General features: G+C 72.7%; 20 protein-coding genes. 11 read left to right on the plus strand and 9 right to left on the minus strand.

Going from position 1 to position 19,687, the window contains the following annotated elements; translation table 11 throughout:
- Window positions 1-18: 18 nt before the first annotated feature.
- The 3 genes from Pen02_RS05545 to Pen02_RS05555 all read right to left on the minus strand — a co-directional run bounded on the left by Pen02_RS05545 (window position 19) and on the right by Pen02_RS05555 (window position 4,793).
- The gene (locus Pen02_RS05545; protein ID WP_203864833.1) at window positions 19-597 is read right to left on the minus strand and encodes an isochorismatase family protein; all 579 of its coding nucleotides are present in this window, start codon (window positions 595-597) and stop codon (window positions 19-21) included.
- 2 nt (window positions 598-599) lie between these two features.
- Window positions 600-1,898, minus strand: a complete 1,299-nt coding sequence (locus Pen02_RS05550) for a nicotinate phosphoribosyltransferase (protein WP_203864834.1) — start codon at window positions 1,896-1,898, stop codon at window positions 600-602.
- Window positions 1,899-2,114: 216 nt separating this feature from the next.
- Window positions 2,115-4,793: a LuxR C-terminal-related transcriptional regulator gene (locus Pen02_RS05555; RefSeq protein ID WP_203864835.1), complete on the minus strand. Its 2,679-nt coding sequence runs from the start codon at window positions 4,791-4,793 to the stop codon at window positions 2,115-2,117.
- A 224-nt stretch (window positions 4,794-5,017) separates the two neighbouring features.
- On the opposite strand from Pen02_RS05555, the gene Pen02_RS05560 reads away from it, so the two are divergent.
- The 3 genes from Pen02_RS05560 (at window position 5,018) to Pen02_RS05570 (ending at window position 7,454) form a co-directional block, all read left to right on the plus strand.
- Window positions 5,018-6,580, plus strand: coding sequence for a P-loop NTPase family protein (locus Pen02_RS05560; protein ID WP_203864836.1), 1,563 nt, complete (start codon window positions 5,018-5,020; stop codon window positions 6,578-6,580).
- A gap of 71 nt (window positions 6,581-6,651) precedes the next feature.
- Window positions 6,652-6,942 carry an ATP-dependent Clp protease adapter ClpS gene (gene clpS / locus Pen02_RS05565; protein WP_203864837.1) on the plus strand — a complete coding sequence of 97 codons (291 nt, stop codon included), beginning with the start codon at window positions 6,652-6,654 and terminating at the stop codon, window positions 6,940-6,942.
- The gene (locus Pen02_RS05570) at window positions 6,918-7,454 is read left to right on the plus strand and encodes a DUF2017 domain-containing protein (RefSeq protein ID WP_203864838.1); all 537 of its coding nucleotides are present in this window, start codon (window positions 6,918-6,920) and stop codon (window positions 7,452-7,454) included. The genes clpS and Pen02_RS05570 overlap by 25 nt, the downstream gene beginning before the upstream one ends.
- Window positions 7,455-7,702: 248 nt before the next feature.
- On the opposite strand, the gene Pen02_RS05575 is transcribed toward Pen02_RS05570, so the two are convergent.
- On the minus strand, window positions 7,703-8,563 hold the full coding sequence (locus tag Pen02_RS05575) for an aldo/keto reductase (protein ID WP_203864839.1): 861 nt from the start codon (window positions 8,561-8,563) through the stop codon (window positions 7,703-7,705).
- A gap of 220 nt (window positions 8,564-8,783) precedes the next feature.
- Between Pen02_RS05575 and Pen02_RS05580 the strand changes: the two genes are divergently transcribed.
- The 7 genes from Pen02_RS05580 (at window position 8,784) to rdgB (ending at window position 14,146) form a co-directional block, all read left to right on the plus strand.
- Entirely contained in the window at window positions 8,784-9,272 is a 489-nt protein-coding gene (locus Pen02_RS05580; RefSeq protein WP_203864840.1) for a M67 family metallopeptidase, read from the plus strand.
- Between the two features lie 68 nt (window positions 9,273-9,340).
- The gene (locus Pen02_RS05585) at window positions 9,341-9,718 is read left to right on the plus strand and encodes a MoaD/ThiS family protein (protein WP_203864841.1); all 378 of its coding nucleotides are present in this window, start codon (window positions 9,341-9,343) and stop codon (window positions 9,716-9,718) included.
- A 10-nt stretch (window positions 9,719-9,728) separates the two neighbouring features.
- A complete protein-coding gene (locus Pen02_RS05590) occupies window positions 9,729-10,694 on the plus strand; it encodes a PLP-dependent cysteine synthase family protein (protein WP_203864842.1) in 966 nt (321 codons plus the stop codon).
- 334 nt (window positions 10,695-11,028) lie between these two features.
- On the plus strand, window positions 11,029-11,775 hold the full coding sequence (locus Pen02_RS05595; RefSeq protein ID WP_203864843.1) for an MBL fold metallo-hydrolase: 747 nt from the start codon (window positions 11,029-11,031) through the stop codon (window positions 11,773-11,775).
- 90 nt (window positions 11,776-11,865) lie between these two features.
- Window positions 11,866-12,711, plus strand: coding sequence for a hypothetical protein (locus Pen02_RS42455; protein WP_203864844.1), 846 nt, complete (start codon window positions 11,866-11,868; stop codon window positions 12,709-12,711).
- An 86-nt stretch (window positions 12,712-12,797) separates the two neighbouring features.
- A complete protein-coding gene (gene rph / locus Pen02_RS05605) occupies window positions 12,798-13,526 on the plus strand; it encodes a ribonuclease PH (protein ID WP_203864845.1) in 729 nt (242 codons plus the stop codon).
- Window positions 13,523-14,146, plus strand: coding sequence for an RdgB/HAM1 family non-canonical purine NTP pyrophosphatase (gene rdgB, locus Pen02_RS05610; RefSeq protein ID WP_203864846.1), 624 nt, complete (start codon window positions 13,523-13,525; stop codon window positions 14,144-14,146). The genes rph and rdgB overlap by 4 nt, the downstream gene beginning before the upstream one ends.
- A 135-nt stretch (window positions 14,147-14,281) precedes the next feature.
- On the opposite strand, the gene Pen02_RS05615 is transcribed toward rdgB, so the two are convergent.
- The 3 genes from Pen02_RS05615 to Pen02_RS05625 form a co-directional block, all read right to left on the minus strand.
- Window positions 14,282-15,889 (minus strand): ABC-F family ATP-binding cassette domain-containing protein, encoded by a 1,608-nt coding sequence (locus Pen02_RS05615; protein WP_203864847.1) that lies wholly within the window; start codon window positions 15,887-15,889, stop codon window positions 14,282-14,284.
- 331 nt (window positions 15,890-16,220) lie between these two features.
- Entirely contained in the window at window positions 16,221-16,724 is a 504-nt protein-coding gene (locus Pen02_RS05620) for a peptidase inhibitor family I36 protein (RefSeq protein ID WP_203864848.1), read from the minus strand.
- Between the two features lie 173 nt (window positions 16,725-16,897).
- Window positions 16,898-17,479: a TIGR03086 family metal-binding protein gene (locus Pen02_RS05625; protein WP_203864849.1), complete on the minus strand. Its 582-nt coding sequence runs from the start codon at window positions 17,477-17,479 to the stop codon at window positions 16,898-16,900.
- 64 nt (window positions 17,480-17,543) lie between these two features.
- Here Pen02_RS05625 and Pen02_RS05630 point away from each other — a divergent pair, with 64 nt between their 5' ends.
- Window positions 17,544-18,287 (plus strand): helix-turn-helix domain-containing protein, encoded by a 744-nt coding sequence (locus Pen02_RS05630; protein WP_203864850.1) that lies wholly within the window; start codon window positions 17,544-17,546, stop codon window positions 18,285-18,287.
- A 208-nt stretch (window positions 18,288-18,495) separates the two neighbouring features.
- On the opposite strand, the gene Pen02_RS05635 is transcribed toward Pen02_RS05630, so the two are convergent.
- Complete coding sequence (locus tag Pen02_RS05635) at window positions 18,496-18,771, minus strand: DUF4190 domain-containing protein (RefSeq protein ID WP_239140119.1); 276 nt, start codon at window positions 18,769-18,771, stop codon at window positions 18,496-18,498.
- 224 nt (window positions 18,772-18,995) lie between these two features.
- Window positions 18,996-19,685: a hypothetical protein gene (locus Pen02_RS05640; protein ID WP_203864852.1), complete on the minus strand. Its 690-nt coding sequence runs from the start codon at window positions 19,683-19,685 to the stop codon at window positions 18,996-18,998.
- Window positions 19,686-19,687 lie beyond the last annotated feature (2 nt).

The raw sequence follows: 19,687 nt of genomic DNA on the forward strand, positions 1-19,687 counted from the left end.
CCGTCGGGGTGTCCGGCGTCAGCCGCCGAGCCGGGGCGTTCCGCGCAGGGTCACGCCGGCCTCGCGGAGCATGGTCAGCGCCGCGTCGGTCGAGCCCGGGTGGACCCCGGCGGTCAGGTCGAGCAGCACGCGGGTGTCGAAACCCTCCCGGGCCGCGTCCAGCGCGGTGGCCCGTACGCAGTGGTCGGTCGCGATCCCGACCACCTCGACGGTTTCCACCGAACGCTTGCGGAGCCAGTCGGCCAGGCCCTCGTCGCGCACGGTGCTGCCCTCGAAGCCGGAGTACGCCGCCGCCCACGCGCCCTTGTGGAAGACCGCCTCGACCCGGTCCGTGACCAGGTCCGGATGGAACTCGGCGCCCTCGGTGCCGACCACACAGTGCCGGGGCCAGGAGTCGACGTAGTCGGGCGGATCGCCGAAGTGCGCGCCGGGGTCCACGTGGTGGTCCTTGGTCGCCACCACGTGCGCCCAGCGGTCCGGCTCGTCCGCGAGCAGCCGGGAGATCCCGGCGGCCACCGCGCCGCCGCCGGCCACGGCGAGGGAGCCGCCCTCGCAGAAGTCGTTCTGCACGTCGACGATGATCAGTGCTCGGCCCATCGCTACCCTTCCGGCTGGTCGGCGGCGACGACGGTGACCGGGATGGTCGGGTCGCCCGCCGAGAGCTTGAGTCCCTCCCACGGGATGGAGATCAGGCACTGTCGCAGGTGCTCCCGCGACTCGGTCAGGGTGGGCAGCGGTGCCGGCTCACCGGCGGTGACGTACCGCCGCTGGAGCGTCCGGTCGCCCGGCAGCGGCTCCGGTGCGCCCTGCGACACCACCACCTCCTCGGTCGCCGTACCGCTGGGCTTGTGCCGCCGGACGGCCGTCTTGCGCCCGCCGACGGTCGCCTTGTGCTCGGAGCGCTTGACCACCGAGCGGCCGTCCACCTCGACCAGCTTGTAGACCAGTCCGGCGGTCGGGGCGCCGGAGCCGGTCACCACGGCGGTGCCGGCGCCGTACATGTCGACCGTTTCGGCGGCGAGCGCCGCGATGGCGTACTCGTCCAGGTCACCGGAGACGATGATTTTCGTGTCGAGGGCACCGAGCGAGTCGAGGAGTTCCCGCGAGTGCTGGGCCAGCACCGCGAGGTCCCCGGAGTCGATGCGTACCGCCCGCAGGTCGGGACCGGCGACCGCGATCGCGTTCCGGATGCCCTGGGCGATGTCGTACGTGTCGACCAGCAGCGTGGTGCTCTTGCCCTGCGCCGCCACCTGCGAGGCGAACGCGGTCGGCTCGTCGTCGTGCAGCAGCGTGAACGCGTGCGCGGCGGTGCCGGCGGTGGGTATCCCGTAGCGCTGCCCGGCCGCCAGGTTGGAGGTGTAGCCGAACCCGGCCAGGTAACTCGCCCGGGCGGCGGCGACCGCCGCCTCCTCGTTGGCCCGCCGGGAGCCCATCTCGATCAGGGTACGGCCCCGGGCCGCGGTCACCATCCGGGCCGCCGCCGCCGCGATCGCCGAGTCGTGGTTGAGCACGGACAGGGTCAACGTCTCCAGGAGTACGCACTCGGCGAACGTGCCCGAGACGGTCAGGATCGGCGAACCGGGGAAGTAGAGTTCGCCCTCGGCGTACCCGTCGACGTCCCCCCGGAAGCGGTAGTCCGCCAGCCACTGCGCGGTCCGCGCGTCGACCACGCCGGTGTCCCGGAGGAAGTCCACGTCCGCCGCGTCGAACCGGAAGTCCGCCAGCAGTTCGACCAGCCGGGTGGTGCCGGCGACCACACCGTAGCGCCGGCCGGTCGGCAGCCGGCGGGTGAACACCTCGAAGACGCAGTGCCGGTCGGCGGTGCCGTCCCGGAGGGCGGCGCTGACCATGGTCAGCTCGTAGTGGTCGGTGAGCAGCGCGGGGCGGGAACTGTGCACCACGCCAGCCTAAGCGTGCCGCGCAGCCGACCGCCGCCGGTCGGGGGCTCGCCCGCCCGCCCACCGGTCCGACTCGACCGGCATGTCCCGGACTCGCCCCACGCCACGCACGGCCGCCCACTGGTTATCGGGTCCGCCCGCCCCGGCAGCATCGTCACCCGGTTCCGCCCGCCCGGCAGCATCGTCACCCGGTTTCGCCTGCCCCGGTAGCGCCGGTCAGCGGTCGGGCTCGCCCTCCTGCTCGGGGATCGCCTTGAGCGCGGGCCACAGCTCGCCACGACCGGCCACGCCGAGTTTGTTGTAGACCCGCTGGAGGTGGTTCTCCACGGTGCGGGTGGAGATGTAGAGCTGCTCCGCGATGTTCCGGCTGGCCAGGCCCCGGGCGGCCAGCCTGGCGATCTGCCGTTCCCGTTCGGTCAGCGCCGGCTGGCGTACCGACAGCGCGGGCGTACGCAGCACGTCGCAGCGCCGGAGCAGCCCGGCGAGCCGCAGGTTCGCCTCGTGCGACCGGGTCGACCGGGCCGCCCGCAGCCGGGTCACCGCCCGGCTGGTCGCCTCGGCCGCGTAGACGTTGAGGTCGAGGTCGGCGAAGTCCTCGGCGACGGCCAGCAGTTGGTCGCCGGAGTGGCCGTACTCGGCCCGGGCGTGCCGGGCCATCAGTGCCGGTAGTGGGCCGTCGACGGTCTCGCCCAACTCGGTCAGCCGCTGGGCCACCGTCCGGCGTCGGCCGGTGACGGTCGGCTCGCCGACCTCGATGTCGGCCCGGCCGAGCCGTACCAGGTCGTGCAGGGCCAGCACCTCGTGACCGGCGAAGCCGTCCGCCTGGAGCCGGTCGACCAGTTCGCGGAGCGTGCCGACGGCCGTGGCGAGGTCACCGGTGGCGGCCTGCACGACGGCCCGGGCCTGCTCGCGCCACGGGTACAGCACCGCCATCACCGAGGTGTGCGCGCGGTCCGACTCGGCCATCGCCTCGACGGCGGAGTCGACGTCGCCGCGCATCGCCGCCGCCTGGGCCCGCTCGGCGTGCGCCAGCCCGGCGAAGACCTGACTGGTGGCGAGCACGGCGCAGGCACCGAGGCTGGTTCGCAGCGCCTCGCCGGTCTGGCCGCGCAGCCGGGCCGCCTGGGCGCGCAGGATGGAGAGGTAGCCGGAGCCGAGCCGGAAGTCGCCCGCGTCGGCCAGGTCGGCGAACTCGGCGGCGACGATGGCGTCGATCCCGGCCAGGTCGCCGGCGAGCGCCAACCGGGTGCCCCGGGCCAGTTCCAGCGCGAGTTGCAGGTAGGGCATCTCGGCCCGCCACTGTGCGGCCTCGGCCGCCACCCCGTCGACGGCCCGACCGCTGAGCGTCAGCTCGCCCCGGGCGGCCTGGAGGTGGGCGATGGTGCACCGGGCCAGGCCCCGCGCGGCCACGGTGGCGGCCGGTCGATCCAGTACGGAGCGGCTCAGTCGCAGCGCCTCGGCGCACTCCAGCCGGTGCAGTCGCATGATCGCCTCGAAGGCGACCACCCGGGCCCGGTCGGCCGGGTCGGTCAGCCGTTCCGAGTCCGCCGCGATCTCGGCCACCGTGGACTCCCGGTTGAGCCCCCAGTACGAGACCATGCCGCGCACGGTCAGCCACCGGCTGCGCCGCTCGTCCGAGGAGATCTGGTCGGCGACCGAGTCGAGCACCCGGATCGCCTCGTCGGCCTGGTCGCCGAACATCAGGATGGTGGCCAGCAACTCGGCGGCCTGGTATCCGCCGCCGGCCTCCAGCGCCGCCCGCGCCAGCCTGGCGGCGAGCGGTACGTCGAACTGGCTGAACGCCTGCGCTCCGGCGCGCAGCAGCAGGGCCGGATCCTGTGCGGTACCCGAGTCGAGCCGCCACACCGCGACCCGGAGCAGGTCGTCGCGGCGCCGGGTGCCGGCCCGCTCGACCAGGTCGGCGAGGTGGGCGTTGAGCCGGCGGGCCCGGGTGACCGGGCAGCGCCGCCGGACCACCTCGCCGTAGAGCGGGTGGGCGAGCCGGACGTCCGAGCGGCGGTCGTGGGTGACCACCCGGATCAGGCCGCGCTCCTCGGCGGTCTCCACGCTTCCGCTGTCGGTCGCCCGGTGCAGCAGCGCCAGCCCGATCGGCTCGCCCATCGCCACCAGCTCGACCACCGCGCGCACGCCCGGATCGAGTTGGCCGATCCGGGCGTCGATCAGATCGTCCAGGCTGGCCGGAAGCTGGCTGCGGCCGGTCCACCGCCAGACGCCGTACGCCCGGGTCAGCTCGTCGCTGGCGCCGGCCGCGATGACCAGCTCGCGGAGCATCAGCGCGTTGCCGGCGGAGAGCCGGTAGAGCCGGTCCGCCGACGGCCCGTCCATCGGGTCGCCCAGCATGGCGGTGAGCAGGTCGTTGCTGTCGGACGCCGGAAGCGGGGCCAGTTCGGCGTGGTCGACCAGGTCGTCCGTCCACAGCGCGCGGATCGGCAGCGGCACCTGCTCGCCGCTGCGCAACGTGCCGAGCACGGTGGCGTTGTCGGAGCGGGCGATCAGGTAGACCAGGGCGGCCGAGGAGGGGTCGAGCAGGTGTGCGTCGTCGATGCCGATCACGATCCGCCGGCCGGCGGCCTGTTGGTGCAGGGCGTCGACCGCCCAGCGCATGATCCCGGCGGGGGAGAGGCCGGCGGGCTGGTCGGCCGGCAGCACCTGGGCGAGCCCGCCGAACGGGATGCCCGCGGTGGCGATGTTGGCGGAGGCGGACCAGACGGCGCAACCCCGCTCGGGCAGCTCCGCCAGCGCCTCGCAGAGCAGCCGACTCTTGCCGACCCCGGCCGTACCGCTGAAGAAGATGCCACGGCTGCCCGGGCTGGTGGCGGCGCTCACCAACCGGCTGAGTTCATCCGTCCGGCCAACGAACCTCCACCGCCCCATCGGGGCAGCATATAGACCGGATGCCATCCGCGCGCGCCTCGTGACTGAATGAATTTGAGTACTCATCCGAGCATCCATGAGTATCGTTGATGCTCGTAGCGTACGGGCATCGACACGTAGCGTTCCGATATTCGGCGGGACCTCGGCTGGCCCGGTCGGTCGCGCCACTCCGGCAGCAGCGGTACCGGCCGAAGCGTCCCGGTCGACGGGAAGGTGGAGACGCGATGGACTTCCGGACGTTCCCCGCCGCCGGCCGGTCGGGGACGCCCGGCACCGGACCGTCCCGCCGGTCGGCCCCCGACGAACCGGCACTGGTCGAGTGCGTACCCGACGAGCCGCTCGCGGTGATCACGGTCGGACCGTCCGCCGAGGACCGACGGGCCGTCCTCGCCGGACTGCTCAACGCCGCGGCGCCGCCGCTGCGGGTGCCGGCCGGCAGCTTCCTGGTGGTCGACTACGCGCCGTCGGTCGGCGGTGCCGCCTACGTGCCCGGTCTGCGCTCCTCCCGGGAGTACCGGCCGGAGCCGGTCGGTGCCGGCCCGGCGCTGGCCCGTCCGCCACGCCGGGTCGAGCTGACCGTGCCCGACCCGCTGCTCCGGCACTTCACCCTGGTCGACGCGCCGGACACCGGCACCCTCGGTGTGGCCGGCGCCCGGGTGGTCCGGGACGCGGTACGCCGGGGCGGCGCACTGCTCTACGTACTCCCCGACGACCAGCCGGTCACCGCGACCGAGCTGGAACTCCTCGCCGAGGTGGCGGACGAGGCGGCCGTCTTCCTGGTCGGTACCCCCGGTGCCGGCGCCCCCGGCGTCGTCGTCACCGTCGACACCTCGGGCACCGACGGCGGCTGGCCCGCCCGGCACGGCCCGGTCACCTCGCCCGGTTCGGCATCCGAGCCCGTCGGCCCGCCGACCGGCTGGGTCGAGACGCAGCGCGCCGCCCTGGCCACGGCGGTGCCCGCGCTCGCCGGGGTGGACTGGATCGACCTCGACCCGGCCGCCGCCGACACCGCCTACCTGCGCCGGGCCCTGATCGACTGGGCCAGCACCGAAGGGCTGCGCCGGGCCAGCCTGACCCCGCCGGTCGCCCCCGGCGCCACCCGGACCGTTCCGGTCGTACCGACCGCCGCCGACTCCGACTGGGCGGACCGGTTGGACCGGCGCTCCCGGAGCCTGGTCGGTCAACTCCGTCGGGACATCTCGCTGGCGGTCGCCGCCATCCACCTGCGGTGCGTGCAGGAGGTGGTCGGCGGAACCGGCGTACCCGGACTGCCCGGCCTGCTCGACCGGGAGGTCGAGGCGCTGTCGCTGGACGTGGTGGCCGCCTGCGACACCGGCGTCGACCGGATGCTCGCCGAGTCGCTGGCGCTGGTCTTCGGCGAAACCCCCGACGAGGGCGTACGACTGCGTGCCGCCGCCGCGGTCGGCTGGGGTCTCGCCGCCGACCGGGCCGACCGGGACTTCGACCGGGTACTGCTGATCCGGGAGACCGGTGAGGTCGAGACGGTGTACGGGCTCGGCGCCGTCGGCGTGCTCGCGGCCTATCCCGCCGGCACCGGCGGTGCGATCCTGCCGCCGCTCGGGGTCGGCCTCTCCGGCGGCTGCTACCAGTACTGGCGGAATCCGGCCCGGGCGGATCCGGACCGGGCCCGGTCCTGGCTGCGTCAGGTGCTGCGGGAGACCGAGGTGGAGCTGTGCCGCGAGGTGTCCCGGCGGTTCGAGGCGATCGCCGGCTCGCTGGCGAACGTGCTGGCCGAGGCGGTCCGGCACGGTCGTCTGCTGGCCTGATCGGCGCCGGTTCGCGGCTGGGCGGCGTTCCGGTTCCTCGGATCGCCGCCGACGGTGGCACGATGGGGGGCATGGCCGCTCCACAGGTTGCACCGGTCGACGCGCCGGACACCGAAGAGGTGCCGGTCGCCGACCGGGCATGGGTGACGATCGTCTGGGACGACCCGGTCAACCTGATGTCGTACGTGACGTGGGTGTTCCAGAAGCTCTTCGGCTACAGCCACGAGAAGGCCGAGAAACTGATGCTCGACGTGCACAACAAGGGCAAGGCGGTGGTGTCGAGCGGCGCCCGCGAGCGGATGGAGCACGACGCGTCCCAGCTGCACGCGTACGGGCTGTGGGCGACGGTGGACAAGGCGTGAGTACGTTCCGCCGCCAGGGCGACCACTGCGTCGCCGTGTTCGCCGCCGACGAGGTGCGGGTGCTCCGCAAGGTCGCCTCCGAGGTGGTCGGCCTGCTCACCGACGGCTTCGACCACTCCGACCCGGTCGTCGGACGGCTCTTTCCGGACATCTACCCCGAGCGTCCGGACGACTCGGCCGAGTTCCGGCAGTACACCGAGGGCGACCTGAAGACCGGCAAGATCGACCAGGCGGGTGCGGTACTCGCCGCGCTGCCCCCGGTGACCGGTGGCGAGGTACGCCTCGACGGGGAGGCGGCCGAGGCGTGGCTGCGGGCCCTCAACGACGCCCGCCTCGCCATGGGCGTACGCCTGGACATCTCCGCCGACACCGACCTCGGCGACGAGCTGGACGACGCGGTGCTGCACGACCCGACCTCGACCCGGGTCTTCCAGCTCTCCATCTACGCCTACCTGGGCTACCTCCAGGAGTCGCTGCTCACCGCGCTGATCGACGGCAAACTCGCCGACTGACCGACACCGCCCCGGGAATCGGCACTGCCGGCCGGAAACGTCGGCGCCCCCGAAGGCTGCGGTGACCGGGACAAGGGCGACGCGTCCGAAGCCTGCGGTGAGCCGGAAACGTCGGCGGTCGGCCACTCCGGTGCCCCGGTCGCCCCGAAGGCTGCGGTGACCCGGAAAACGGCGGCGTGTCCGAAGACGAAAGGGTCCCGCCCGGCGGCGGGACCCTCCGAGCCGGCACGCGGGCCGGGCGTCTCCGATCAGGCCCGGTCGAGGGCGGCCAGCTCGTCCGCGTCGAGCTGGAGGTCGGCGGCGGCCACCGAGTCGCGGACGGTCTCCGGCCGGCTCGACCCGGGGATCGGGACCACCCGTGGCGACCGGGCCAGCAGCCAGGCCAGGCAGACCTGCTGCGGGCTGACGCCCCGGGCGGCGGCGACCTCGGCGAACGGCGCGAACCGGCTGCCCAGCTCGCCGGCCCGGGAGATCCCGCCGAGCGGGGACCAGGGCAGGAAGGCCAACCCCAGTTCGTCGCAGAGCGCCAGCTCGGGCTCGGAACTGCGGAACGCCGGGGAGTACTGGTTCTGCACCGACACCAGCCGGTCGCCGAGGATCTCCCGGGCCTGCCGGATCTGCTCCGGGTTGGCGTTGGAGATGCCGGCCATCCGGACCTTGCCGGCGTCGACCAGGTCCCGGATCGCGCCGATGGCGTCGGCGTACGGGACCTTGGGGTCGGGGCGGTGGTGCTGGTAGAGCCCGATCGCCTCCACCCCGAGCCGCTTCAGCGACGCCTCGCAGGCGGTCCGCAGGTATTCCGCCGAGCTGTTCACCGTCCAGCTTCCGTCGCCGGGTCGCAGGTGCCCGCCCTTGGTGGCGACCAGTACCCCGGAGGTGTCCCCGCCGTAGCTGGCCAGCGCCCGGGCGATCAGCGACTCGTTGTGCCCCACCTCGTCGGCGTGCAGGTGGTACGCGTCGGCGGTGTCGATCAGGGTGACGCCCGCGTCCAGCGCGGCGTGCACGGTACGGACCGAACGCTCCTCGTCCGGGCGTCCCTCGATCGACATCGGCATCCCGCCGAGACCGATCGCGCTCACCTCGGTGTTCCCGATGCGGCGTGTGTTCATCGCACTGCCTCCTCCACTCCGGCACCCGGTCGGCGGCGGTCCGGCCCGAGCTGTTCCATGCCGTCCCGCTGCGTCCTGTGCCGCCCGGTGCCCGGATATCGATCCACCCTTTCTGTCACAGGCTGGCACCCTCCGCCCGGCGGGGTCACGTGAGGTCGGCCACTCCGGTCGGCCGAGGTCGACCGCAGCCGGGTGGCCCGGCAGGCGGTAGGCTGGGCCTGTGCTGAGCATCGACCGGTCGATCGTCGAGGCGATCGTCGCGCACGCCCGTCGGGACCATCCCGACGAGGCGTGCGGCGTGGTCGCCGGCCCGGCCGGCGCCGACACCCCGACCCGGCACATCCCGATGGTGAACTCGGCGCGGTCCATGACCTTCTACGAGTTCGACTCGATGGAGCAGTTGCGGGTGTGGCGGGAGATGGACGACCGCGACGAGGAGCCGGTGGTGATCTACCACTCGCACACCGCGACCGAGGCCTATCCGTCCCGCACCGACATCTCCTTCGCGGGCGAGCCGGGCGCGCACTACCTGCTGGTCTCGACCCGCGACCCGGAGACCGAGGAGATCCGCTCGTTCCGGATCGTGGACGGGGTGGTGACCGAGGAGCCGGTCCGGGTCGTCGACGCCACGGTGGACCCGAACGCCGTCCAGTCGTACATGTTCGGGCAGAGCCCGGCGACGGTCGACTACGAGTGTTCCGGCCGCTGACTTCCGCAGCTCAGCAGCCGTTTCGTAGTCCGCCCCGTTACTCCGTCGTCGCAAGGAGCAGAACAGTCATGGCCATCGAGGTTCGCATTCCCACCATCCTGCGCAGCTACACCGGCGGCGCGAAGGTCGTCGAGGGGTCCGGCGACTCCATCAACGACCTCCTGTCCGACCTGGACGGGAAATACTCCGGCCTGCGTGGCCGGCTGGTCACCGACCAGGGCGCGCTGCACCGGTTCGTCAACGTCTACGTCAACGACGAGGACGTCCGGTTCCTCGGCGCGCTGGACGCCAAGCTGAACGACGGTGACACCGTCACCATCCTGCCGGCCGTGGCCGGTGGCGCGTTCGGCTTCGCGGCTGCCGCCGCGATCTTCGGGCACAGTGCCTCGGCAGCGGTGGTCTCCGGGCCTGGCACGTCGGTGCCGGCTGCGTCCGCCGCCCGCTGAGCAGGCCGCCATGACGCGGTACGAGAGCCTGCTCGACGCGTGCGGCGGTACTCCGCTGGTGGGTCTGCCCCGCCTGTCGCCGACGGTGCCCGACGGGGCACCGCCGGTGCGGCTCTGGGCCAAGCTGGAGGATCGGAACCCGACCGGCAGCATCAAGGACCGGCCGGCGGTGTTCATGATCCGGGAGGCCGAGCGGGCCGGCCGGCTCCGGCCGGGTGACACCATCCTCGAACCGACCAGCGGCAACACCGGGATCTCGCTGGCCATGGTGGCGAAGCTGCGGGGCTACCGGCTGGTCTGCGTGATGCCGGAGAACGTCTCCACCGAGCGGGTGCAACTGCTCCGGATGTACGGTGCGGAGATCATCTTCTCGCCTGCCGCCGGTGGCTCCAACCAGGCGGTGGCGACCGCCAAGCAGATCGCCGCCGAGCACCCGGACTGGGTGATGCTCTACCAGTACGGCAACCCGGGCAACGCGCAGGCGCACTACGAGACCACCGGGCCTGAGCTGCTGCACGACCTGCCCACGATCACGCACTTCGTGGCGGGGCTGGGCACCACCGGCACCCTGATGGGGACCGGGCGCTACCTGCGGGAGAAGGTCGACGAGATCGAGATCGTCGCCGCCGAGCCCCGGTACGGCGAACTGGTCTACGGGCTGCGCAACATCGACGAGGGCTACGTCCCGGAGCTGTACGACGCCAGCGTGCTGACCCGGCGCTTCTCGGTCGGTACCCGGGACGCGGTGCTCCGCACCCGGCAGCTCGTCGAGGTGGAGGGGATCTTCGCCGGGTTCTCCACGGGCGCGATCCTGCACGCCGCGCTCGCGGTGGCGCACGAGGCGGTGAAGGCCGGCCGTCGGGCCGACGTCGCGTTCGTGGTCGCCGACGGTGGCTGGAAATACCTCTCGACCGGCGCCTACGGCGGCACCCTCGCCGACGCCGAGGACGCCCTGGAGGGGCAACTCTGGGCCTGACCGGTCATCCCGTCCGGCCGGGCGCGGTCCTCGGACCCGCTCGGCCGGGCGGCTTCCGGAGGTGACCAGGGGTGCTGTCGGCCCTTCGACAACGGGATACCGACATGCCCGCCGAAGGTGACGGAATGTAATGGTCGGGCCGATTGTGGCGTCTGGCCCAGACCGGGCCGGGTCGCCCGAACCGGTTGTCACGTTGACGACAAGTGTTCCCAGATCTTTCTTGTGCCCAGGTGTCGCGGCGTAGGCTGCGCACCGTGACAGACCTTCCGGCATTGATCGTTCACGCGTTGGCCGGCGGGCTGTACGTGACCATCTGTAATTGCGGGGCCACCTGATGCGACTGACCATTCTCGGCTGCGCCGGTAGTTTTCCCGGCCCCGAGTCGGCCTGCTCGGCCTATCTCGTCGAGGCCGACGGTTTCCGGCTGCTGCTCGACTTCGGCTCGGGCTCGCTCTCCGCGCTGCAACGGTACGTCGGGCTGAAGGCGGTCGACGCGATCCTGCTGACCCACCTGCACGGCGACCACATTCTCGACGCCGTCCCCTACGTCGTGGTCCGCCGGTACGCCCCGGACGGCCCGTACCCGCCGCTGCCGGTGTACGCCCCGTCCGGCGCACCGGACCGGCTCGCCAACGCGTACAGCCTGGAGGACGGCCAGATCGACGACGTGTACACGTTCTACGGCCTGCAGCCCGGGACGTTTCCGATCGGACCGTTCTCGGTGACCGTGGACCGGGTCAACCATCCGGTGGAGACCTACGGCGTACGACTGGAGCACGGTGAACGGTCGCTCTGCTATTCGTCGGACACCGCACCCTGTGAGTCGCTGCTCCGGCTGGCCCACCGCGCCGACCTGTTCCTCTGCGAGGCCAGCTATCTGGACGGGGTGGACAATCCACCCGACCTGCACCTGACCGGGCGCGAGGCGGGCGAGATCGCCACCAAGGCGGAGGTCGGCCGGCTGCTGCTCACCCATCTCGTCGCGGCCTGGGGCAGCGAGGCGGTGACCCACGAGGCGGCGTTGTCCACCTTCGCCGGCCCGGTCGAGATCGTCCGCCCGGGTGCCCGGTACGAGGTCTAGGAGCCCGGAGATCCGCGGGACGGCCGCCGAACCCGCCCGGTAGACGATCATGCCCCCCGCCCGGTTCGCCGGGCGCCTAGCATCGTGCGAATGGCACACCCTCCCCCCGGGCCGCCAACCTCCGGTCCGCCAGGCCAGCCCTTCCCACCCGGCGGCCAACCGTCCCCACCCGGTGGTCCGTTCCCGCCGTCGGGCGGCCAACCGCCGATCCCGCCCGGTGGTTATCCGCCGCCGCCCGGCAGCCCGCCCCCGGGCGGCTACCCGCCGCCGGGCCAGTACCCGCCCGGCTATCCCGCCCCGGGCCAGTACCCGCCGCCCGGCGGCGCCTACCCGGCCGGACCGCCCGGCTATCCCGGTACGCCGCAGCCCGGCCACCCCGGCGCAATTCCGCCCGGCTATCCCGGTGCGCCCGGCTACCCGACCCCGCCCGGTTATCCCGGCCTGCCGGCGCCGAAGAAGAGGCGCGCGTTCCCGATCGTCCTGACGGTCGTCCTGGTGCTGGTACTCCTGGTCTGCGGTGGTCTGTTCTACGCGAGCTGGTGGCACCCCCGCCAACAGGCGGCGGAGAACATGCAGGCCCTTGAGGACTTCGGGGTCCCGAAGGGCTTCTCCAGCACCGAGGTCGAGCAGCCGTACGAGAACTCCAACGAGGTCAGGACGTTCTACCGGCTGCGCTGCGACAAGGCGGTCTGCCCGGTGGACCCGGTCGGGTCGATGCACGACTGGCTGACCGAGAACCGTATGACGGAGACCAGCCTGCAGGACGTCGGGAAGTGCCTCGCCGAGGCGCGGGCGGAGACGAAGAGTTGCTCCTTCGAATGGGTCGCCGACGGCAAGCTGATCCGGGTGATGGCCTTCTGGACCCTGATTCCGGACGGCGACCCGCAGGACCGGGAGTGGGAGGTCGATGTCCGGCTCTACACGGACGCCTCCTGACCGCCGCCACGGCCCGCCGGGCGGCCGGCGCGGACATCCGGGACACCCTCGGTCGGGGCGATCCGGCGAGCACATAGGCTGCGGGGATGGCGCGACCTGACGGGCGGCGGCCCGACCAACTCCGACCGGTGACCCTGACCCGACGCTGGAGCATCCACCCGGAGGGATCCGTCCTCGTCGAGTTCGGCGACACCCGGGTGCTCTGCACGGCGAGTGTCACCGAGGGGGTGCCGCGCTGGCGTAAGGGATCCGGCCTGGGCTGGGTCACCGCCGAATACTCGATGCTGCCCCGGTCCACCACCACCCGCTCCGACCGGGAGAGCGTCCGGGGCAAGATCGGCGGCCGTACCCACGAGATCTCCCGGCTGGTCGGCCGGAGCCTGCGGGCCTGCATCGACCTGAAGGCGCTGGGCGAGAACTCGATCGTGCTGGACTGCGACGTGTTGCAGGCCGACGGCGGCACCCGGACCGCCGCGATCACCGGGGCGTACGTCGCACTGCACGACGCGGTGAACTGGCTGGCCGAGCGGAAGGCGTTGGCCGGAAAGCCGGCGACGGTGATGCACCGGTCGGTGGCGGCGGTCAGCGTCGGCGTCGTCGAGGGCGAACCCCGACTCGACCTCAACTATCTGGAGGACGTGTCGGCCGAGGTGGACATGAACGTGGTGTGTACCGGCACCGGGGACTTCGTCGAGGTGCAGGGGACCGGCGAGGCCGGCGTCTTCGCCCGCGACCAGCTCGACGCGCTGCTCGACCTCGGGGTGCTCGGGTGTGCCGAGTTGACCGACGCCCAGCGGAAGGCGCTGGCCGAATGACCCGGGTGCTGTTGGCGACCAGGAACGCCAAGAAGCTGACCGAACTCCAGCGGATCCTCGACCACGCCCTCGGCCCGCAGCGGATCCAACTGGTCGGGCTGGCCGACGTCGAGCAGTACCAGGAGGTCCCGGAGACCGGACTGACCTTTGGGGAGAACGCGCTACTCAAGGCGCGCGAGGGCGTCAGGTGGACCAACCTGCCGACGATCGCCGACGACTCCGGACTGGCCGTGGACGCCCTGAACGGCATGCCCGGGGTGTTCAGCGCCCGCTGGTCGGGCCGGCACGGCGACGACCGGGCCAACCTCGAACTGGTGCTGGCCCAGATCGGGGACGTACCGGACGAGCACCGGGGCGCCGCCTTCGTCTGCGCGGTGGCCCTGGTGCTGCCCGGTGGCAAGGAGCACCTGGTCGACGGCAGGCAGCCCGGACGGCTGCTGCGTGCGCCGCGCGGCGAGGGCGGCTTCGGCTACGACCCGATCTTCCTCGGTGATCGGCAGGACCGGACGAACGCCGAACTCTCCCCGGCGGAGAAGGACGCGATCAGCCATCGGGGCAAGGCGTTGCGCGCCATGGCGAAGGTGATCGCCAAGGCACTGCCGGAACCGGGCCGCCCGTAGCGGCAGGCCCGGCCGACCGGTCGCGAATGGGTCGGGTCTTCCCTGGGCGGAGCGGCGCGGCGTGGCGCCGGGGCGGCCTGGCCGGCGGCGAGCCCGGCCCGCGCCTCGGCGACCGTGCTGGTCCCGGCCGTCGCGTCACAGCCGGAGTTCGCGGCCCGGCCAGCGGGACCGGAGCCACCGGTCGTGGCTGGCGACCACGATGGCGCCCAGTCCGGTACCCATGGCCTCCTCCAGTTCGTCGGAGAGCCGGGGCGAGAGGTGGTTGGTCGGCTCGTCGAGCAGCAGCAGCTCGGGCGGGTCGGCCACCAGCAGCGCCAGCGCGAGCCGGCGGCGCTGGCCGACCGAGAGTTCCCCGACCGGCCGGGCCAGGTCGCGTGGGGCGAGCAGGCCGAGCGAGCGCAGCGGTACGGCCTCGGCCCGCCGTTCGCCTAGCATCTGCTGGTAGGTGTCCCGCACCGTACGGTCCGGCCGGTCGAAGACGGTGTCCTGGGTCAGCAGTCCCACCGTCAGCCCGCCGCGCCGGTGCACCTCGCCGGTGGCCGCCAGCCGACCGGCCAGCACCGCCAGCAGGGTCGACTTTCCGGCGCCGTTCGGCCCGGTGACCAGCAGCCGGTCGGTGGCCTGCACGTCGAGCCGGTCGAGGGTGAGCCGGCCGGGCACCTCGACGTCGCGCAGCGACAGCAGGATCCCGTCCGGCGACCTGCTGGCCAGCCCGGTGGCCCGGAACCGCAGCGGCTCCGGCGGCTTGCGCACCTGGTCGCGTTCCAACTCGTCGAGGCGGCGGGTGGCGTTGCGTACCCGTCGGGAGATCTGCTGCTGCACCCGCCCGGTGGTGTGGCCGTAGCCCATCTTCTCGCTGTCCCGCTTCGCCCGGCCCGGCGCCACCTGGTGCGCGGTGACCGAGACCGAGTGCCGCAGCTCGGCGAGTTCCTCCTGTTCCTCGTCGAACCGCCGCTGCCAGCGGTCCCGCTCGGCGCGCTTCTCCGCCTGGTAGGCGGTGTAGTTGCCGCCGTACCGGGTCGGCCCGTCGACGGCCGGGTCGAGGTCGACCAGGTCGGTGCAGACCGCGTCCAGGAACGCCCGGTCGTGGCTCGCCACCACCACGACCCCGGGCAGTTCGCGAAGCTGCTCCTCCAGGAAGGTGGCGGCGGCGTCGTCGAGATGGTTGGTGGGCTCGTCGAGCAGCAGCGCGGCGGGGCGCCGGACCAGCAGCGCCGCCAGCGCGAGCCGGCCGCGCTGTCCACCGGAGAGCGACGCGAGGGTACGGTCGTGCGGCAGTTCGCCGAGGCCGAGCCCGACGAGGACGATCTCCGCCCGCCGGTCGGCGTCCCACGCCGCGTGCCGCTCCGCGCGGTCGAGCCGCTCGCCGTACTCGGTGAGCAGGTCGGGATAGCCGGCGGCGTCCTCCGGGGTGTCCGCGAGCGCCCGGCTGAGCCGGTCGAGTTCGGCAAGGTCCTCGCGGGCCTCGCGGAGGGCGTCGTCGAGTACGTCGGTGATGGTCGACGCGGGCTCGAACGGCATCTCCTGGTGCAGGAAGCCGAGCTCCGGTGGCCGGACGACGCTGCCGCCGTCCGGTTCGTCGGCCCCGGCCAGCAGCCGGAGCAGGGTGGACTTGCCGGCGCCGTTCTCGCCGATCAGCCCGATTCGGTGGCCGGGCGCGGCGGTGAGGGAGACACCGTCGAGCACCCGTCGGCTGCCGAGGGTACGGACGAGGTCGTGGGCGAGCAGAGCTGACTGGGACATGGCGACACCACCGGAAAGGATCGAGCCTTTCGCCCGCCGGGCAGTGCCTCGGGCGCGGGCGCGGAAAGGTGTCAGCGGCTCACATCACCGCCAACATATCCGGCCGCCGGCCGAGCCCGCAACGGATCTCCCGGATCCGCTGCTGCCGCCCGTGCTCCAACCTACCGGCCGAACGGGACGACCCGACCGAGATCGATCGTCAGCGCCGTGACCGCCGTGACCTGCCCGAACCGGACGGAACCGGTCGACCAGGCAGGTCGGGGACTGCCGGGCAGCCGGTGCCGGAGAACGGTCAACCCGTCGGCCGCCGCAGGCCGCCGTGCCGGCCCGGTCAGCTGATGTACCAGGAGGAGGCGACGTCGTTCCAGCCGAAGCCGCCGAGGTTCGGCGTGTAGTGGTTGATCGTGAACGAGGCGCCGGTGAACCGACCGTGCCGGTAGATCCGTACCGAGCATCTCGTGCCAGGAATGCTGAGGTCGGTCCGTACCGAGCTGAGGCGGTCGTTCCAGCCCTTCGGTACGACCGGGACCGGGATCTCCCGGTCGGTCAGGCTGGCGGTGCAGGCGCGGGACCGGTAGTAGCGGAGCGTCGCGCCCCGGTAGTCGGCGTCCTTCCACAGTTGTGCGACCAGGTAACCGGACCGGCTTCCGACGTCCTCCCGGGCCTGTTCCGGGGTACCGGCACAGGCCAGTTCGGCACTGTCCGCGTTGTACGCGCAGTGCGGCCCGGCGGCGCCGTCCGGTGGTCCGGCGTACGCGGTGGAGGTGGCGAGGGCGGTCGAGGTGACGGCGGCGACGAGCATCGCGCCGAGTGTCGTCGCGGTACGTACGCGCATGTGCTGCTCGCTTTCCCCTGGCGCGGCCGGTGTCCCCGGCGGGCGGACCGGTCTCCGGCGCCGGGGATGCCGTGCCCCGGCGCGTTTCCGGTCGGGGCACCCTGTCCAACGAGCCGGTGGGTGCTCCCGTTCCGGTGACCGGATCGGCGGCCGGGGACACCTCCAAGGGCTCGTCAGCGGCTCCAGCCGGGGTCACGCCCGACGATCCCGAGGATCCGGTCCAGCGTCGGCGCGGTGGCCGGTACGGCGACCTCGGGTCCGTAGACCCCCATCTGCCGGCCCTGGTCCGCGGTCTTCACGACCTCGCCGTGTACGTAGTCGAGCAGCTCGTCGTCCCAGCTCGGAGCCGCGCCGATGGCCCGGGCCAGGTCCCAGGTGTGCACCACCAGCTCGCCCACGATCATCCCGCCGACCAGGGCGGCCGGCAGCTCGGTCGGGCCACCCATGTGGGTGCTGCCGGCCCAGGCGTCCGGCCCGGCCCAGGCGGCGCTGACGCGTTCCACCTGCGCGGTCAGCGCGGTCGCCCAGTCGCCCCCGGTCAGGTCCAGCTCCGCCTCGCTCGCGGCCGGCGGCGGTACGGTCTCCTTCCGTCCGGCGCCCTCCAGCGACGGCCCCCAGAAGAGCAGGTGGTTGACCAGCCGGCGGACGTCGTACTCGGCGCACGGGGTGGGCGCGTCGAGCTGGTGGGGCGCGACGTCGTTGATGATCTTGAGTAGCGGAGTGGCCGCCCGGGCCACGAACTGTCCGTCAGGCATGCCGGCAAGCAGACCACGGCGGCTGGCCCGTCGTCTTGAACGAACGCGACATAACCTTGCCGACATGGCCAGGGACGTGCGGGAACTCGGCGGGGCGTGGGCCACGTTCCAGCGGCACGCCTTCCCCACCCCGTCACCCGACCTCGCCCGGTACGTCGAGCGCTACTGGATCGTCTCCTGGCGGTACGCCGAGCCGTACCGGCAGTTGATCGTGCCGTACCCGAACGTGCACCTGACGTTCCACGGCGGCGGGGGGACCGTGACCGGGGTCAGCAGCCGGCACCAGGTCAGGGTGCTGGCCGGCACCGACGGGGTCTTCGGGGTGGCGTTCCGGCCGGGCTGCTTCCGGCCGTTCCTGCGCAGGTCGGTCTCGACCGTCACGGACCGGTCGATCGACGCGGCCGAGGTCTTTCCCGGCGGGCTGCCCGATCCGCTCGACGTGCCGACGGTGGAGGACTACCTGCGGCGCCGGCTGCCCGAGCCGGATCCCCGGGCGGCGGAGGTGGCGCAGATCGTCGCGAGGATCGCGGCCAGTCCGGAGATCAACCGGGTGGACGCGCTCGCCGACGATCTCGGCATCGGCGTACGGGCGTTGCAGCGGCTCTTCGCGGAGTACGTCGGCATCGGGCCGAAGTGGGTGATCCGGCGCTACCGGCTGCACGAGGTGACCGAGCGGCTCGGCCGGGGCGAGCAAGTCGACTGGGCGGCGCTCGCGGCCGAACTCGGCTACGCCGACCAGGCGCACTTCACCCGCGACTTCCGGAAGATGTTCGGCGAGTCCCCGACCCGGTACGCCGAGCGCTACTAGCCACCCGACCCTGCCGCTGCCCGCCGAGTCGGGACATGCCCCGCCCGGCGAGGTGAGGGCCGCGCCAACCAGTTCGAGCCGAGCCTCAGGAAGGCGTAGCGGAGAGCTTGCGGCTGGATCCGGGCGTACCGGAGAAGGAGCTTGCGGGGCGGCTTTGCTGGCCTGCGACCGGGCCAGGCGAACCGCCCCGCGATGCCCACCCCCGCACTCAGCTTCCGTTCGAGGCCACCGCGACGACGGCGATGAGCACGAACCAGAGCACGGTGATGACGGTGAAGACGATGCCCAGCCAGAAGCCCGCCTTGGCCAGGCCGCTGCCCTGCTCGCCGGTCTGTTGGATCTGCCGCTTGGCGACGACCCCGAACACGATTCCCAGTGGTGCGAAGATGAAGGCGAAGATCAGGGAGAGGATCGCCATCACGTTGGTGCCGCGAACCGCCCCGCCTGCCTGCCCAACCGCCCCGTCGCTGGCCTGCGCTGCCATCTCTCCTCCTTCGAGTGGGGAAGCGTCCACACCAGACCTACCCAGACGGGGCAAACCCGTAACACTCCGAGATGGGCGGAATACGGTCAACTTTCTTGCCGATCCAGGCCGTACGGCGAACCGGAAGCTCATCATGATTCTCGGCGACCTGTGGTTCGCCGCATGCCGGCAGTTGCCAAGAATCCTGCGCCGGCCGAGCGGTTCTCGGGGTGGCTCGCTGCCGGTCAGCCTCCGTCCGGCCCGTCGACCGGGGCGAAGCTGAGGCCGTCCGCCGGGTCGACCTCGACCAGTTCGCCGCCCCGCACGACGTACGCGACGTTGTGCCGGGTCCTGGCACGGAACTCGGACCACTGGGCGTCGCCCCAGTCACCGAGGTCCGCCGGGTCGATCTCGTCGTACTCCGGCGGCACCGCGTGCCGGACCACGTAGACGACGTTGTCCCGTACCGCCAGCCGCCACCGGTCGTCCGGCTCCTCGCCCTCGGCCTCGATGACGCCGTCGACCACGTGGTCGAAGCTGAACCCGGCGAACTCCTCGGCGTAGACCCGGCCGGCGACCGGCGCGGCGAGTTCCCCGGCCAGCGTGGCGCCGGGCCTGAGGAAGGTGTCGATCAGGTACGCCATCCACCGCTCGGCTTCGTAGAACTTCTCCTCCTCGTCCCAGCCGAGGGTGGCGCCGTCCTCGGACGGTATCCACTGGCACCAGAGGCCGGGCTGTCCCGGCGGCGGCTTGCCGACGTCGCGCACGTCGGGCTCGACGTCCTGGCCGGCATAGCCGCCGCCGTCGACGAAGTACGGTCCCTTGGTCCGGTCCATGTGCCGCACGTCGGCGAACCGGGTCAGGTATCGGATCTCGGCCGGGTTGAGCGGCGGCGAGATGCCGACCCGACCCGTGAATCTCGTCTCGTAACCCATGT

The organism is Plantactinospora endophytica (genome assembly GCF_016862915.1).
In the GTDB taxonomy this organism is placed as follows: Bacteria; Actinomycetota; Actinomycetes; order Mycobacteriales; family Micromonosporaceae; genus Plantactinospora; species Plantactinospora endophytica.

What these genes read in the sequence shown, in the direction of transcription:
- Pen02_RS05625 (WP_203864849.1), bottom strand. Translation starts at nt 17,479, where the DNA reads ATGCCTGACGGACAGTTCGTGGCCCGGGCGGCCACTCCGCTACTCAAG.
- Pen02_RS42455 (WP_203864844.1), top strand. Translation starts at nt 11,866, where the DNA reads ATGGCACACCCTCCCCCCGGGCCGCCAACCTCCGGTCCGCCAGGCCAG.
- Pen02_RS05590 (WP_203864842.1), top strand. Translation starts at nt 9,729, where the DNA reads ATGACGCGGTACGAGAGCCTGCTCGACGCGTGCGGCGGTACTCCGCTG.
- Pen02_RS05560 (WP_203864836.1), top strand. Translation starts at nt 5,018, where the DNA reads ATGGACTTCCGGACGTTCCCCGCCGCCGGCCGGTCGGGGACGCCCGGC.
- Pen02_RS05545 (WP_203864833.1), bottom strand. Translation starts at nt 597, where the DNA reads ATGGGCCGAGCACTGATCATCGTCGACGTGCAGAACGACTTCTGCGAG.
- clpS (WP_203864837.1), top strand. Translation starts at nt 6,652, where the DNA reads ATGGCCGCTCCACAGGTTGCACCGGTCGACGCGCCGGACACCGAAGAG.
- Pen02_RS05575 (WP_203864839.1), bottom strand. Translation starts at nt 8,563, where the DNA reads ATGAACACACGCCGCATCGGGAACACCGAGGTGAGCGCGATCGGTCTC.
- rdgB (WP_203864846.1), top strand. Translation starts at nt 13,523, where the DNA reads ATGACCCGGGTGCTGTTGGCGACCAGGAACGCCAAGAAGCTGACCGAA.
- rph (WP_203864845.1), top strand. Translation starts at nt 12,798, where the DNA reads ATGGCGCGACCTGACGGGCGGCGGCCCGACCAACTCCGACCGGTGACC.
- Pen02_RS05635 (WP_239140119.1), bottom strand. Translation starts at nt 18,771, where the DNA reads ATGGCAGCGCAGGCCAGCGACGGGGCGGTTGGGCAGGCAGGCGGGGCG.
- Pen02_RS05595 (WP_203864843.1), top strand. Translation starts at nt 11,029, where the DNA reads ATGCGACTGACCATTCTCGGCTGCGCCGGTAGTTTTCCCGGCCCCGAG.
- Pen02_RS05620 (WP_203864848.1), bottom strand. Translation starts at nt 16,724, where the DNA reads ATGCGCGTACGTACCGCGACGACACTCGGCGCGATGCTCGTCGCCGCC.
- Pen02_RS05555 (WP_203864835.1), bottom strand. Translation starts at nt 4,793, where the DNA reads ATGGGGCGGTGGAGGTTCGTTGGCCGGACGGATGAACTCAGCCGGTTG.
- Pen02_RS05630 (WP_203864850.1), top strand. Translation starts at nt 17,544, where the DNA reads ATGGCCAGGGACGTGCGGGAACTCGGCGGGGCGTGGGCCACGTTCCAG.
- Pen02_RS05585 (WP_203864841.1), top strand. Translation starts at nt 9,341, where the DNA reads ATGGCCATCGAGGTTCGCATTCCCACCATCCTGCGCAGCTACACCGGC.
- Pen02_RS05615 (WP_203864847.1), bottom strand. Translation starts at nt 15,889, where the DNA reads ATGTCCCAGTCAGCTCTGCTCGCCCACGACCTCGTCCGTACCCTCGGC.
- Pen02_RS05640 (WP_203864852.1), bottom strand. Translation starts at nt 19,685, where the DNA reads ATGGGTTACGAGACGAGATTCACGGGTCGGGTCGGCATCTCGCCGCCG.